Source organism: Pseudomonas sp., from assembly GCF_046581935.1.
GTDB lineage: Bacteria > Pseudomonadota > Gammaproteobacteria > Pseudomonadales > Pseudomonadaceae > Aquipseudomonas.
On sequence record NZ_JAYGFK010000003.1, the window covers coordinates 371611 to 385474 of the forward strand.

Here is a 13864-nt window from a genome sequence, read left to right on the forward strand (position 1 = left end):
CTCGCCCCTGCTTATTCAACCGTTACCGATTTCGCCAGATTACGCGGCTGGTCTACGTCGGTGCCCTTGAGCACGGCCACGTAGTAGGACAACAGCTGCAGCGGAATGGTGTAGAGAATCGGCGCAAGGGCGTCGTGGATGTGTGGCATGTTCACCACGTGGGTGCCTTCGCCGTTGCTCATACCGGCCTGCTCGTCGGCGAATACCAACAACTCACCGCCACGGGCGCGCACTTCCTGCAAGTTGGATTTAAGTTTTTCCAGCAACTCGTTGTTGGGTGCCACGGTGACCACGGGCATGTCGCTGTCGACCAACGCCAACGGACCGTGTTTAAGCTCGCCGGCCGGGTAGGCTTCGGCGTGAATGTAAGAAATTTCCTTGAGTTTGAGCGCACCTTCCATTGCCACTGGGTACTGCGCGCCACGCCCGAGGAATAGGCTGTGGTGCTTCTCAGCAAACAGCTCGGAGACTTTCTCGACCACATCATTCATCGCCAGGGCTTCACCCAGGCGGGTCGGCAGGCGGCGCAGCTCCTCTACCAGCTCGGCTTCAAGGGCTTTATCCAGAGTGCCGCGCACCTGACCGATGGACAGGGTTAGCAGCATCAGCGCGACCAACTGAGTGGTGAAGGCTTTGGTCGAGGCCACGCCGATTTCCGGGCCGGCCAGGGTCAGCAGACACAGGTCGGATTCACGCACCAGCGAGCTGATGCCAACGTTGCAGATCGCCAGGCTGGCCAGATAGCCCAACGCCTTGCCGTTACGCAATGCGGCCAGGGTATCGGCGGTTTCACCGGACTGGGAAATGCTCACGAACAGGGTATCCGGCTGCACCACCACCTTGCGGTAGCGGAACTCGCTGGCGACTTCGACCTGGCTGGGAATACCGGCCAGCTCTTCCAGCCAATAACGGGCGACCATGCCGGCGTGGTAGCTGGTGCCGCAGGCGACGATCTGCACGTTGCGCACTTTGCCGAACAGCTCGGCAGCCTGCGGGCCGAACGCCTGGACCAGCACGTGATCGCTGCCCAAACGGCCTTCCAGGGTGCGCTGCACGACCTTAGGCTGCTCGTGGATTTCCTTGAGCATAAAATGGCGGTACTCGCCCTTGTCGGCGGCTTCTGCGCCCTCGTGATACTGCACGCTCTCACGCACCACGGGCTGGCCGTCAACATCCCAGATCTGCACGCTATCGCGCTGGATCTCGGCGATATCGCCCTCTTCCAGGTACATAAAGCGGTCGGTGACCTGACGCAGGGCCAACTGATCGGAGGCGAGGAAGTTCTCGCCAAGGCCCAGACCAATCACCAACGGGCTGCCGCTGCGCGCAGCAAGCAAACGATCCGGCTGCTTGGCGTTGATTACTGCCAGGCCATAAGCACCGTGCAACTCCTTGACGGCTGCCTTCAAGGCAGCGCTGAGGTCCGGCTGGGTTTTTAGCTTGTGATCGAGCAGATGGACGATCACTTCGGTGTCAGTGTCGGAGCTGAACACGTAACCGAGGCCCTGGAGCTGGGCACGCAATTCTTCGTGGTTCTCGATGATGCCGTTGTGCACCACGGCCAGATCACTGCCCGAGAAATGCGGGTGAGCATTGCGTTCACTCGGCGCACCGTGGGTCGCCCAGCGTGTGTGGGCGATACCCAAGCGACCAACCAACGGCTCTTGGTGCAGGGCGCTTTCCAACTCACTGACCTTCCCTACACGGCGGCTACGTTGCAGCACGCCTTGATCATTAAGCAACGCCACGCCGGCGCTGTCGTAACCGCGGTATTCCAGGCGCTTGAGGCCTTCAACCAGTACGGCGGTGATATTACGTTCGGCGACTGCACCTACGATGCCACACATAGCCTTCTCCTTATGCTTCAACAGGCGCGCAGATCAGCTTGATCCCGCGCTCGGTCAATTGTTCACGCGCCTCAAGGCTGAGGCGTTCGTCAGTTATCAGGGTATGGATGCTGCTCCAGGGCAGCTCCAGATTGGGAATTTTGCGGCCGATCTTGTCGCTCTCGACCATCACCACCACTTCGCGAGCCACCTCGGCCATCACCCGCGACAGGCCGAGCAATTCGTTAAAGGTGGTGGTGCCACGGCTCAGGTCGATGCCATCGGCACCGATAAATAGCTGGTCAAAGTCATAGGAGCGCAACACTTGTTCGGCCACTTGGCCCTGAAACGACTCCGAATGCGGGTCCCAGGTGCCACCGGTCATCAGCAACACCGGCTCGTGCTCTAGCTCGCTGATCGCACGGGCCACATTGAGCGAGTTGGTCATCACCACCAAGCCAGGTTTGTGGCCGAGCTGCGGGATCATTGCCGCCGTGGTGGTGCCGCTGTCGATGATGATCCGTGCATGCTCACGGATGCGCGCCACACCGGCACGGGCGATGGCCTGTTTGTATTTCGAGATGGGCTGAACGTCGCTGATCAGCTCCTGCGGCATGGGCACCGCACCGCCATACCGGCGCAGCAACAGGCCACTCTTCTCCAGTGCGGCGAGGTCTTTGCGAATGGTCACTTCAGAGGTCGCGAAGGCTTTCGACAACTCATCCACACTCACCTCACCTTGCTCGGCGAGCTGGGCAAGAATGCTGTGACGACGTTGCGGAGTGTTTCGCTTAGACATGTTTATGTTTCGATTCGAAAGATAATGGCGCGAATCAAAACATAAGGCCGACGTCTCTGCAAGCAACCGTCGATCAGTTCAGCGTCAACTTGACCCCGAATCCCACCAGAAACAAGCCTCCAAGCTTTTCCATACCGCACGCGATTCTTGGGCTGGCACGCATACGTTCGGCAAGAAAGTGCGTAAGTAGGACTATCAGCAGACCATAGAGAAAGGTCAGCACCATGATGGTTAGCGCCATAAAGCCGAAAGTAACCAGCCCCAAGTGCCGCTGCGGATCAATGAATAGCGGGAAGAAGGCCATGTAAAAGATGATGGCCTTGGGGTTGAACAACGTAATGACTAAGGTCTGCCACAAGTACCGGCGTGGTTTTATATCCAACGTTGGTGCCGCACCTGGCTTGGCCAGCAGCATACGTAGACCTAGCCAGATCAAGTAGGCCGCGCCCAACCATTGCACCATATGGAAAGCCGCTGGATAGGTTTTGAGCAACGCGGCCACGCCGGCAACAGCCAGCCACAACAATACCTGATCGCCGAAGATGATGCCGAAGGTCGAAGCCAAGCCACCGCGAATGCCACCCTTGCCGGTGGAAAGGATCAAGGCCAGGTTACCCGGCCCGGGAATCGCCAAAAGGATGATAAATGCCAGCACAAAGGCACCGTAATCGGTAACACCGAACATTCCTGCATCCTCCTCGCTAGATCCAAAACTGGGATGAGTTAGCCTCAGAACCTTTATTAAAGTAGCGCCCGTTCCAAGTGTTCATCACTTCTTGCTTGGACGCTTCCAGCCTTCAATATTGCGCTGCTTGGCGCGGCCGACGGCTAGGGTGTTAGCCGGTACATCGCTGGTTATTACCGAGCCGGCACCGGTAGTGGCGCGATCACCGAGTGTCACTGGAGCAACCAGCGCGCTGTTTGAACCGACAAACACGTCTTCACCGAGCACAGTCTTGGACTTGTTTGCCCCGTCGTAATTGCAGGTGATGGTGCCAGCACCGATGTTAGTGCGCGCACCAATTTCCGCGTCACCCAGGTAGCTCAGGTGGCCAGCCTTGGCGCCCTCGCCCAGTTTGGCGTTCTTCAACTCAACGAAGTTACCCACATGGGCCTTGGCACCCAACACCGAACCCGGACGCAGTCGCGCGAATGGCCCACAGTCGGCACCCACGCCCACTTCGGCACCTTCCAGGTGGCTGTTGGCTTTGATAATTGCGCCTTTGCGCAGCGTGCTGTTCTTTATCACGCAATTAGGCCCGATCTGTACGCCGTCCTCGATGACCACCTTACCGTCGAGAATCACGTTGATATCGATGGTGACATCACGGCCCACAGTCACTTCACCGCGCAGATCAAAACGCGCTGGGTCGATCAGGGTCACGCCTTGCACCATCAAGCGGCGCGCAGCGCGGTATTGGTAATGGCGTTCCAGTTGCGACAGCTGAATGCGGTCGTTGGCACCTAGCACTTCCATCTCATCGACCGCCTGCTCGGTGGCGACCACCAGGCCATCGGTCACAGCCATGGCGATCACGTCCGTCAGGTAGTACTCGCCCTGAGCATTGCTGTTAGATAAGCGGCCCAACCAGTCAGCAAGACGCTTGCCCGGTACAGCGAGGATGCCAGTGTTGCCTTCGCTGATCAGGCGCTGCTCAGCCGTCGCGTCCTTGTGTTCAACGATGGCCTTAACCACCCCACTGCCATCACGAACGATGCGGCCGTAGCCAGTTGGGTCATTCAGGTTGACCGTCAACAGGCCTAACTGCTGCTCCGATACCCGCTCCAGCAAGCGCTCAAGGGTGGCGACTTCAATCAGCGGCACATCGCCGTAGAGAATCAGCACTCGCTCGGCAGTCAGGGCTGGCAGCGACTGAGCCACGGCATGACCGGTGCCCAGTTGTTCACTCTGCAGCACGAAATTCAGATCATCCGCAGCCAATCGCTCGCGGACCAATTCCGCGCCATGTCCGATCACCACATGAATGCCTTGCGGCTTGAGCTGGCGGGCGCTGTCGATCACATGACCGAGCATGGACTTACCGGCAACCGGATGCAGAACCTTGGGCAAGGCCGAGCGCATACGGGTGCCTTGGCCGGCGGCGAGGATGACGATATCGAGCGACATAGAAGATGGTCCTGGGCTAGGCCGGTTGTTCCCTGTGGATAAGTCCACGACACAACCAACTGAAAAGATGAAATGACAGGCAAGAAAAAGGGCAGCCAAGGCTACCCTTTTACTCGTTTGCGATGAAGCGGTGGAATTAACCGCCGAACTTCTTGCGCATCTGCTGAACGGTACGCAGCTGCGCCGCGACCTCAGCCAAGTGAGCGGCAGCGGAACCGTAGTCGAACTCCGCGCCCTGCTCATTCAAGGCTTTCTCAGCGGCCTTGAGGGCCAACTGAGCAGCAGCTTCATCGATATCGGCAGCACGCTGCACGGTATCGGCGAGAACTTTCACCACACTCGGCTGAACTTCCAGGAAGCCACCGGAGATGTAGAACACCTCGGCTTCGCCACCCAGCTTGACCAGACGAATTGGACCCGGTTTGAGGTCGGTGATCAGCGGCGCGTGGCCTGGAGCGATACCGATATCACCCAGGTTGCCGTGCGCAATCACCATCTCGACCAGACCGGAGAAGATCTCGCCTTCTGCGCTGACGATGTCGCAATGGACTGTCATAGCCATGTCTAACCTCACTATCGATCTATTGGCACACCATTAGCTGTACAAACAGACCGTAAGCGCCCGTTACCGGGCGCACGGGTGATTACAGTTTCTTCGCTTTCTCAACAGCTTCTTCGATGCTGCCAACCATGTAGAACGCCTGCTCTGGCAGGTGATCGTAGTCACCTTTCAGAATGCCGCTGAAGCCGGCGATGGTGTCCTTCAGGGAGACGTACTTGCCTGGCGAACCGGTGAAGACTTCGGCCACGAAGAACGGCTGGGACAGGAAGCGCTGGATCTTACGAGCACGGGATACCAACTGCTTATCTGCTTCGGACAGTTCGTCCATACCCAGAATCGCGATGATGTCCTTCAACTCTTTGTAGCGCTGCAGTACGTACTGAACGCCGCGAGCGGTGTCGTAATGCTCCTGGCCGATAACCATCGGGTCCAGCTGACGCGAAGTAGAGTCAAGTGGATCGACCGCTGGGTAGATACCCAGGGAAGCGATGTCACGGGACAGTACAACGGTGGCGTCCAAGTGGGCGAAGGTGGTCGCCGGGCTTGGGTCGGTCAAGTCGTCCGCAGGTACGTATACGGCCTGAATCGAGGTGATCGAACCGGTCTTGGTCGAAGTAATACGCTCTTGCAGAACGCCCATTTCTTCGGCCAGGGTCGGCTGATAACCCACTGCAGAAGGCATACGGCCCAGCAGTGCGGATACTTCAGTACCGGCCAAGGTGTAACGGTAGATGTTGTCCACAAAGAACAGTACATCACGGCCTTCGTCACGGAACTTCTCGGCCATGGTCAGGCCGGTCAGTGCTACGCGCAGACGGTTGCCTGGTGGCTCGTTCATCTGACCGTAAACCAGAGCTACCTTGTCGAGAACGTTGGAGTCCTTCATCTCGTGGTAGAAGTCGTTACCCTCACGAGTACGCTCACCCACACCGGCGAACACGGAATAACCGCTGTGCTCGATGGCGATGTTACGGATCAGTTCCATCATGTTTACGGTCTTGCCGACACCGGCACCACCGAACAGACCGACTTTACCGCCCTTGGCGAACGGGCAAACCAGGTCGATAACCTTGATGCCGGTTTCCAGCAGTTCATTCGAGCCAGCTTGCTCAGCGTAGGAAGGCGCGGCACGGTGAATGCCCCAACGCTCTTCTTCGCCAATCGGGCCAGCTTCGTCGATTGGGTTGCCCAGCACGTCCATGATCCGGCCCAGGGTTTTCACCCCGACCGGCACCTGGATACCTGCGCCAGTGCTGCCGACATTCAGGCCACGCTTGAGGCCTTCGGTCGAACCCATCGCAATGGTACGTACCACGCCGTCGCCCAGCTGCTGCTGAACTTCGAGGGTGGTTTCGGCGCCGATTACTTTCAGCGCTTCATAAACATTCGGCACTTGATCACGCGGGAATTCCACGTCGATAACGGCGCCGATGATTTGAACGATACGTCCGCTACTCATCTTTGGTTCCTCTGAATATTTGAACCGTGCTTAAACCGCGGCAGCGCCGCCGACGATTTCCGAAATTTCCTGGGTAATCGCTGCCTGACGTGCTTTGTTGTAAACCAACTGCAGGTCTTTGATGATATCGCCAGCGTTGTCGGTGGCGTTTTTCATCGCGATCATCCGGGCCGCTTGTTCAGCCGCGTTGTTCTCAACCACTGCCTGGTACACCTGCGACTCCACGTAACGCACCATCAAGCCGTCCAGCAGCTCTTTGGCGTCGGGTTCGTACAGGTAATCCCAGTGGTGCTTGAGATCTTGATCCGGATCGGCCACTAGCGGAATTAACTGCTCCACCGTTGGCTTTTGCGTCATGGTATTGATGAACTTGTTCGAGACCACGGACAAACGATCGATGCGACCTTCGAGGTAGGCATCGAGCATTACCTTGACGCTACCAATCAGATCATTGATCGATGGTTCTTCGCCCAGGTGGCTGATCGCAGCAACGATATTGCCACCAAAGTTGCGGAAGAACGCCGCACCTTTGCTGCCAACCACGCAGAGATCAATCTCCACGCCTTGCTCGCGATTGCTCGCCATGTCTTTAACCAGAGCCTTGAACAGGTTGGTGTTCAGACCACCACACAGACCACGGTCCGAACTCACCACCACATAACCGACGCGCTTAACGGCACGGTCAATCATGAACGGGTGGCGGTATTCCGGGTTGGCGTTGGCCAGATGACCAATCACCTGACGGATACGCTCCGCGTAGGGACGGCTAGCAGCCATGCGCATTTGTGCTCTGCGCATTTTGCTGACCGCCACCTTTTCCATGGCGCTGGTGATCTTCTGCGTGCTTTTGATGCTCGCAATCTTGCTGCGAATCTCTTTTGCGCCTGCCATTTGACACCTATCGGGTTAGCAAGCGGGGACCTCGCGGCCCCCGCTGCGGCTTACCAGGTTTGGGTGGCCTTGAACTTCTCGATACCGGCTTTCAGCTGGCCATCGATGTCGTCATTGAAGTCACCCTTCTCGTTGATCTTCGCCAGCAAAGCGGCGTGATCCCGGTTGAAGTAAGCAATCAGGGCTTGTTCGAATGCACCCACTTGGGCAACTTCGATGTCCTGCAGGAAACCACGCTCAGCGGCATACAGCGACAGCGACATATCGGCAATCGACATCGGCGCATATTGCTTCTGCTTCATCAGCTCGGTAACGCGCTGACCATGCTCAAGTTGCTTACGGGTGGCTTCGTCCAGGTCAGAAGCAAACTGGGCGAATGCTGCCAGTTCACGGTACTGAGCCAGAGCGGTACGGATACCACCGGAGAGCTTCTTGATGATCTTGGTCTGTGCAGCACCACCCACGCGGGATACCGAAATACCGGCGTTGACCGCAGGACGGATACCCGAGTTGAACATGGCCGATTCCAGGAAGATCTGACCGTCGGTGATCGAGATCACGTTGGTCGGAACGAACGCGGAAACGTCGCCAGCCTGGGTTTCGATGATCGGCAGAGCGGTCAAGGAACCGGTCTTGCCAGTCACGGCGCCATTGGTGAACTTCTCAACGTACTCTTCGGAAACGCGCGAAGCACGCTCCAGCAGACGGCTGTGGAGATAGAACACGTCGCCTGGGTAGGCTTCACGGCCTGGTGGACGGCGCAGCAGCAGGGAAATCTGGCGGTAAGCCACTGCTTGCTTGGACAGATCGTCATACACGATCAGCGCGTCTTCACCGCGGTCGCGGAAGTATTCGCCCATTGTGCAACCGGCATACGGTGCAATGAACTGCAGCGCGGCGGATTCGGAAGCGGAAGCCGCGACAACGATGGTGTTAGCCAACGCGCCGTTTTCTTCCAGCTTGCGAACCACGTTAGCGATGGTCGATTGTTTCTGACCAATGGCAACGTAGACGCACTTAATGCCGCTGTTCTTCTGGTTGATGATGGCGTCGATGGCCAGAGCGGTTTTACCGATCTGACGGTCACCGATGATCAGCTCACGCTGACCACGGCCAACCGGGATCATGGCATCAACCGACTTGTAACCGGTTTGCACCGGTTGGTCGACCGACTTACGCCAGATCACGCCCGGCGCAACCTTCTCAACATCGTCGGTAGCGACGTTGTTCAGCGGGCCTTTGCCGTCAATTGGGTTACCCAGTGCGTCGACAACGCGACCCAGCAATTCCGGACCAACCGGAACTTCCAGGATGCGGCCAGTGCACTTGGCGCTCATGCCTTCGGCCAGGGAGGTATAAGCCCCCAGAACCACTGCACCCACGGAGTCTTGCTCCAGGTTCAGTGCCATACCGTAGACACCGCCCGGGAACTCGATCATTTCGCCGTACATAACGTCGGCGAGACCGTGAATACGCACGATGCCGTCAGATACGCTGACGACAGTGCCTTCGTTACGGGCTTGAGAGGCGACATCGAGATTCTCGATACGCCCCTTGATGATTTCACTTATTTCGGAAGGATTGAGTTGCTGCATAGCTCTGCTGCCCCTTCAAACTCAAGATTTCAATGCTTCGGCCAGCTTCGCGATTTTGCCGCGAACTGAGCCATCGATAACCAGGTCGCCGGCGCGGATAACGACACCACCTATAAGAGCGGCATCCTCCGCGGCGTGCAGACGCACTTCTCGGCCGAGCCGTGCACTGAGAACCTTGGCGAGTTTGTCTTGCTGTTCATCGCTCAATGCGAAGGCACTGGTGACATCCACGTCGATCGACTTTTCCTGCTCGGCTTTGTACAGCTCGAACAGTTCAACGATCTCTGGCAACAGGGCCAGGCGATCGTTTTCAGCGGCGATGTGAATGAAATTGCGTACCTGGGCGTCGAACTTGTCACCACACACCTCAACAAAGGTGGTGGCCTTGTCTGTACTCGTCAAACGCGGTGCTTTGAGCAAGCTTTGCATGGTGTCGTCTTGCGACACCGCTGCAGCCAGGCCGAGCATGGCTGACCAAGAGGCCAGTTGCTGGTGGGCCTGAGCATACTCAAAGGCAGCCTTGGCGTAAGGTCGGGCCAGCGTGGTCAGTTCTGCCATGATCGCGCCCTCGCTTAAATTTCGGCTGCCAGTTTGGAAACCAGCTCCGCATGCGCGTTTTGGTCGATAGATGCGCCCAAGATCTTCTCGGCACCGCTAACGGCCAGGCTACCCAATTGGGCACGCAGCGCGTCTTTGACACCGTTGATTTCCTGTTCGATCTCGGCCTGAGCCTGAGCCTTCACACGGTCAGCTTCGACACGAGCCTGTTCACGGGCCTCGTCGACGATCTGGGTACCGCGTTTCTTGGCTTGCTCAATGATCTCGGCTGCTTGGCCTTTAGCTTCGCGCAGTTGCTGACCCACTTTCTCTTGGGCCAACTCCAGGTCACGAGCTGCACGGCTAGCTGCGTCCAGGCCATCTGCGATCTTCTTCTGACGTTCTTGCAAAGCCGTAATGACCGGAGGCCACACGTACTTCATGCAGAACAGCACGAAGATGAAGAAGGCAACGGACTGGCCAATCAGGGTTGCATTAATGTTCACGCCAACACCTCGCTCGTTCGTTGTCCATCAAACCAATCACTCGAAAACCGAGTGATTAGCCTGCCAGTTGACCAACGAAGGGGTTCGCGAAGGTGAAGAACAGTGCGATACCAACACCGATCATGGTCACGGCGTCGAGCAGACCGGCAACGATGAACATTTTCACTTGCAGCATCGGAACCATTTCCGGCTGACGCGCAGCGCCTTCCAGGAACTTGCCGCCCAGCAGGCCGAAACCAATGGCGGTACCCAGGGCACCCAGGCCAATCAGCAGTGCTACAGCGATAGCGGTCAGACCAACTACAGTTTCCATCTTTCCTCCCGACTTTTACGTCGTATTGGTTTAGGTTTTTAAGGGTAAAACGGTAAAGCAAAACCGGTACTTCTATGCCCTTGCGGGCGCCCACTATGAGCGTCTAGACGCTCTTAGTGGTTGTCTTCGTGCGCCATCGAAAGGTAGACGATGGTCAGCATCATGAAGATGAACGCTTGCAGAGTAATGATCAGGATGTGGAATACCGCCCACGCCCACTGCAAGGCAACGCCCAAGGCACTCAGCCAGAGCAGACCACTGCCGAACATCACAGCGATCAGAATAAACACCAGCTCACCGGCATACATGTTGCCGAACAGTCGCAAGGCCAGGGAAATCGGCTTGGCGATCAAGGTGACGAATTCCAGCAGGAAGTTGACCGGGATCAGCAGCGCCTGCACGAACAGGTTCTTGCTACCAAACGGGTGCAGGGTCAGTTCGCCGATAAAGCCGCCGATGCCCTTGACCTTGATGCTGTAGAAAATGATCAGCGCAAACACCGACAGGGCCATGCCCAGGGTGGCATTCGGGTCCGTAGTAGAGACGGCACGGAACGGAATGTGCGAGTCGCCGCTGATCATGATCGCCAGTTGCGGAATCCAGTCGACCGGAATCAGGTCGACTGCGTTCATCAGGAATACCCAGACGAAAATAGTCAGCGCCAATGGTGCAATCACTGCGCTGCGACCATGGAAGCTGTCTTTCACGCTGGTATCGACGAAGTCGATCAGCACTTCAACGAAGTTCTGCAGGCCGCCAGGTTGACCGGAGGTGGCCTTCTTCGCAGCCATACGGAACAACAAGACGAAAAGCAGGCCTAACGCGACGGACCAACCAAGGGTATCAACGTGAAATGCCCAAAAACCCATTTCTTTGGCTTCTTGTGCTGTGTGGGCAAAGCCCCAATCACCATTCGGCAGTTGCCCATAGGTCAGGTTCTGCAAGTGGTGCTGGATATAGCCCGAAGCTGTTTGTTCTGCCATGTGTGCCTCAAACGCCTTAAGGTCTCGAAAGTCTTTTTTTCATCAGCAACGGTGCGAACCAGTTGACCAGTTGGGTCAGGAAGAACACGCCGAACACTGCCAGCGGCTCTAAAGGCTTCACACCTGCAAAGGTCAGTGCAAACAGCACTGCCGTTAAAACCAGTTTGCCCGCCTCACCGGCATAAAAAGACCGGACGATGGCTTGAGCAGCCCGCGCTCCACTAAAACGGAACGCCTTGTGGGCGAAATACATATTGGGTAGCCACGCAACCAAACCACCACACAACCCTGAGTAACCGGCAACTGCGCCCAGCCATAGCCACAACAACAAGGCTAACAGCAGCAGAACTAGCAGTTGCACCAGCAGTACAGGGAAAACAGCTAGCCGATGGAAAGGCAGGCGATTTTGCATGCGAACATCCATCTTGTTTCCTGAAAGCTCAACTCGGGCGTCGGCACCGTTGAATCAATAACTTGGCATAGTTTGTGCCGACGAAATGCGCGCAGAGTATAGGGGTGGTTCCCCCCCCATTCAACTGCTGGGTAGTGATTTCCGACTACTCGCTACACGTGCAATTGTTTCAACGAATGTGAGCAAGTACACCTTGAAGTTCATCCAGTGAGCTGTAGCTGATCACCAGTTGACCTTTGCCTTTCTGACCATGCTTGATCTGCACTGGCGAGCCTAGGCGCTCAGCCAGACGCTGCTCCAAGCGGATGATATCGGGGTCAGCTTTTACCACCGCAGCAGGCTTTTCTTTGCTGCTCAACCACTGGCGAACCAGCGCTTCAGTTTGGCGCACAGTGAGGCCTCGTGCGACAACATGTCGCGCGCCCTCCGTCTGCTGTTCGGTAGGCAAACCGAGCAAAGCACGGGCATGCCCCATCTCAAGATCACCATGGGAAAGCAGAGTTTTTATCTCTTCCGGCAGGGCGATCAAACGCAGCAGGTTGCTGATGGTCACCCGCGACTTGCCTACCGCGTCGGCAACTTGTTGTTGGGTCAGCTGGAATTCTTGCTGCAGGCGCTGCAAGGCCATGGCTTCTTCGATGGGGTTGAGGTCTTCACGCTGGATATTCTCGATCAACGCCATGGCGATGGCGGCTTCATCGGGTAGCTCGCGAACCATGGCTGGAATCTTGTCCAGGCCGGCTTGCTGACTGGCTCGCCAGCGCCGCTCACCTGCAACAATCTCGAAACGGCCTTCGCCTATTGGCCGCACCACAATGGGCTGCATCACGCCGTGAGACTTGATCGACTGCGCCAGTTCTTCCAGAGCGGTGGCATCCATGTCGCGGCGCGGCTGGTATTTGCCGCGCTGGATCAGGTCGAGGGGCACGTATTGCAGTTCACGGCTGTCGACCTGCGCGGCCTCTTCCTGCAAGGCATTAACACTGGTGCCGCCCAGCAGGGCATCCAGACCGCGTCCCAGTCCTCGTTTTTTCACAGCCATGCGAATTTCCTTATGCGGTTGCGGTGTGGGCGTTGGCGCGTTGGCGGCGTACCAGTTCGCCGGCCAATGCCAGGTAGGCAATGGCACCACGGGATTGCTTGTCATACACCAGTGCCGGCATACCAAAGCTCGGCGCCTCAGCCAGACGTACATTACGTGGGATCACGGTTTGATACAGGGTATCGGGGAAGTGTTGCTTGAGCTGCGCCGAAACATCGTTGGTCAGGCTGATGCGTGGGTCATACATGGTGCGTAGCAAGCCTTCGATCTTCAGTTTTGGATTGAGGATCTCGGCGATGCGCTGAATGCTGTTGACCAGGTCGGACAACCCTTCCAGGGCGTAGTACTCACATTGCATGGGGATGATCACGCCATCAGCAGCAACCAGAGCATTGACCGTCAGCATCGATAGCGCCGGCGGGCAGTCGATGAGGATGTAATCATAATTCTCACGGATCGGCGCCAGGGCATAACGCAGGCGGCTTTCCTTCATCTTCATTTCCAGCAGCGATACTTCCGCTGCTGTCAGGTCGCGGTTGGCCGGCAGGAGCTGATAGCCGCCGTGCTCGGAAAACTGCATGGCATCGACCAGGTTGCATTCGCCAATCAGCACATCGTAGATCGAATGCTCGAGCGCGTGCTTATCCACACCGCTGCCCATGGTCGCGTTGCCCTGAGGGTCAAGGTCAATCAGCAGCACACGGCGCTTGGTCGCCACCAGCGAAGCAGCCAGATTGATGCAGGTGGTGGTCTTGCCCACGCCGCCTTTCTGGTTAGCGATTGCGAATACCTTAGCCATGCTGCTGTTCCC

The 13864-nt window shown here is 57.2% G+C and carries 15 protein-coding genes; all 15 read right to left on the minus strand.

Annotated elements, in window-relative coordinates:
• Positions 1-11: 11 nt before the first annotated feature.
• Positions 12-1847, minus strand: coding sequence for a glutamine--fructose-6-phosphate transaminase (isomerizing) (gene glmS, locus VCA57_RS03725; protein WP_411183608.1), 1836 nt, complete (start codon positions 1845-1847; stop codon positions 12-14).
• Between the two features lie 10 nt (positions 1848-1857).
• Complete coding sequence (locus tag VCA57_RS03730) at positions 1858-2625, minus strand: DeoR/GlpR family DNA-binding transcription regulator (protein WP_411183609.1); 768 nt, start codon at positions 2623-2625, stop codon at positions 1858-1860.
• Between the two features lie 73 nt (positions 2626-2698).
• A complete protein-coding gene (locus VCA57_RS03735; RefSeq protein ID WP_411183610.1) occupies positions 2699-3310 on the minus strand; it encodes a LysE family transporter in 612 nt (203 codons plus the stop codon).
• An 84-nt stretch (positions 3311-3394) separates the two neighbouring features.
• On the minus strand, positions 3395-4753 hold the full coding sequence (glmU, locus tag VCA57_RS03740) for a bifunctional UDP-N-acetylglucosamine diphosphorylase/glucosamine-1-phosphate N-acetyltransferase GlmU (RefSeq protein WP_411183611.1): 1359 nt from the start codon (positions 4751-4753) through the stop codon (positions 3395-3397).
• A gap of 136 nt (positions 4754-4889) precedes the next feature.
• The gene (locus tag VCA57_RS03745; protein ID WP_411183612.1) at positions 4890-5315 is read right to left on the minus strand and encodes a F0F1 ATP synthase subunit epsilon; all 426 of its coding nucleotides are present in this window, start codon (positions 5313-5315) and stop codon (positions 4890-4892) included.
• Positions 5316-5397: 82 nt separating this feature from the next.
• Positions 5398-6774: a F0F1 ATP synthase subunit beta gene (gene atpD, locus VCA57_RS03750; RefSeq protein ID WP_411183613.1), complete on the minus strand. Its 1377-nt coding sequence runs from the start codon at positions 6772-6774 to the stop codon at positions 5398-5400.
• Between the two features lie 30 nt (positions 6775-6804).
• Positions 6805-7665, minus strand: a complete 861-nt coding sequence (gene atpG, locus VCA57_RS03755; RefSeq protein WP_411183614.1) for a F0F1 ATP synthase subunit gamma — start codon at positions 7663-7665, stop codon at positions 6805-6807.
• A gap of 50 nt (positions 7666-7715) precedes the next feature.
• Positions 7716-9260, minus strand: coding sequence for a F0F1 ATP synthase subunit alpha (gene atpA, locus VCA57_RS03760; RefSeq protein ID WP_411183615.1), 1545 nt, complete (start codon positions 9258-9260; stop codon positions 7716-7718).
• Positions 9261-9281: 21 nt separating this feature from the next.
• Positions 9282-9818: a F0F1 ATP synthase subunit delta gene (locus VCA57_RS03765; protein WP_411183616.1), complete on the minus strand. Its 537-nt coding sequence runs from the start codon at positions 9816-9818 to the stop codon at positions 9282-9284.
• Between the two features lie 14 nt (positions 9819-9832).
• Positions 9833-10303 carry a F0F1 ATP synthase subunit B gene (locus tag VCA57_RS03770; protein ID WP_090240971.1) on the minus strand — a complete coding sequence of 157 codons (471 nt, stop codon included), beginning with the start codon at positions 10301-10303 and terminating at the stop codon, positions 9833-9835.
• A 55-nt stretch (positions 10304-10358) separates the two neighbouring features.
• Positions 10359-10616, minus strand: coding sequence for a F0F1 ATP synthase subunit C (gene atpE, locus VCA57_RS03775; protein ID WP_002555987.1), 258 nt, complete (start codon positions 10614-10616; stop codon positions 10359-10361).
• 113 nt (positions 10617-10729) lie between these two features.
• Complete coding sequence (gene atpB / locus VCA57_RS03780) at positions 10730-11599, minus strand: F0F1 ATP synthase subunit A (protein ID WP_411183617.1); 870 nt, start codon at positions 11597-11599, stop codon at positions 10730-10732.
• A gap of 16 nt (positions 11600-11615) precedes the next feature.
• Positions 11616-12023: a F0F1 ATP synthase subunit I gene (locus VCA57_RS03785; RefSeq protein WP_411183618.1), complete on the minus strand. Its 408-nt coding sequence runs from the start codon at positions 12021-12023 to the stop codon at positions 11616-11618.
• 157 nt (positions 12024-12180) lie between these two features.
• Positions 12181-13053, minus strand: a complete 873-nt coding sequence (locus tag VCA57_RS03790; RefSeq protein WP_411183619.1) for a ParB/RepB/Spo0J family partition protein — start codon at positions 13051-13053, stop codon at positions 12181-12183.
• Between the two features lie 10 nt (positions 13054-13063).
• A complete protein-coding gene (locus tag VCA57_RS03795; protein WP_411183620.1) occupies positions 13064-13852 on the minus strand; it encodes a ParA family protein in 789 nt (262 codons plus the stop codon).
• Between the last annotated feature and the right edge of the window lie 12 nt (positions 13853-13864).

Bases quoted from the DNA above. Each gene is read 5' to 3' on its own strand.
- VCA57_RS03795 (WP_411183620.1), bottom strand. From the start codon at position 13,852: ATGGCTAAGGTATTCGCAATCGCTAACCAGAAAGGCGGCGTGGGCAAG.
- atpD (WP_411183613.1), bottom strand. From the start codon at position 6,774: ATGAGTAGCGGACGTATCGTTCAAATCATCGGCGCCGTTATCGACGTG.
- atpB (WP_411183617.1), bottom strand. From the start codon at position 11,599: ATGGCAGAACAAACAGCTTCGGGCTATATCCAGCACCACTTGCAGAAC.
- VCA57_RS03790 (WP_411183619.1), bottom strand. From the start codon at position 13,053: ATGGCTGTGAAAAAACGAGGACTGGGACGCGGTCTGGATGCCCTGCTG.
- glmS (WP_411183608.1), bottom strand. From the start codon at position 1,847: ATGTGTGGCATCGTAGGTGCAGTCGCCGAACGTAATATCACCGCCGTA.
- glmU (WP_411183611.1), bottom strand. From the start codon at position 4,753: ATGTCGCTCGATATCGTCATCCTCGCCGCCGGCCAAGGCACCCGTATG.
- VCA57_RS03785 (WP_411183618.1), bottom strand. From the start codon at position 12,023: ATGGATGTTCGCATGCAAAATCGCCTGCCTTTCCATCGGCTAGCTGTT.
- VCA57_RS03735 (WP_411183610.1), bottom strand. From the start codon at position 3,310: ATGTTCGGTGTTACCGATTACGGTGCCTTTGTGCTGGCATTTATCATC.
- atpE (WP_002555987.1), bottom strand. From the start codon at position 10,616: ATGGAAACTGTAGTTGGTCTGACCGCTATCGCTGTAGCACTGCTGATT.
- VCA57_RS03745 (WP_411183612.1), bottom strand. From the start codon at position 5,315: ATGGCTATGACAGTCCATTGCGACATCGTCAGCGCAGAAGGCGAGATC.
- atpA (WP_411183615.1), bottom strand. From the start codon at position 9,260: ATGCAGCAACTCAATCCTTCCGAAATAAGTGAAATCATCAAGGGGCGT.
- atpG (WP_411183614.1), bottom strand. From the start codon at position 7,665: ATGGCAGGCGCAAAAGAGATTCGCAGCAAGATTGCGAGCATCAAAAGC.
- VCA57_RS03765 (WP_411183616.1), bottom strand. From the start codon at position 9,818: ATGGCAGAACTGACCACGCTGGCCCGACCTTACGCCAAGGCTGCCTTT.
- VCA57_RS03730 (WP_411183609.1), bottom strand. From the start codon at position 2,625: ATGTCTAAGCGAAACACTCCGCAACGTCGTCACAGCATTCTTGCCCAG.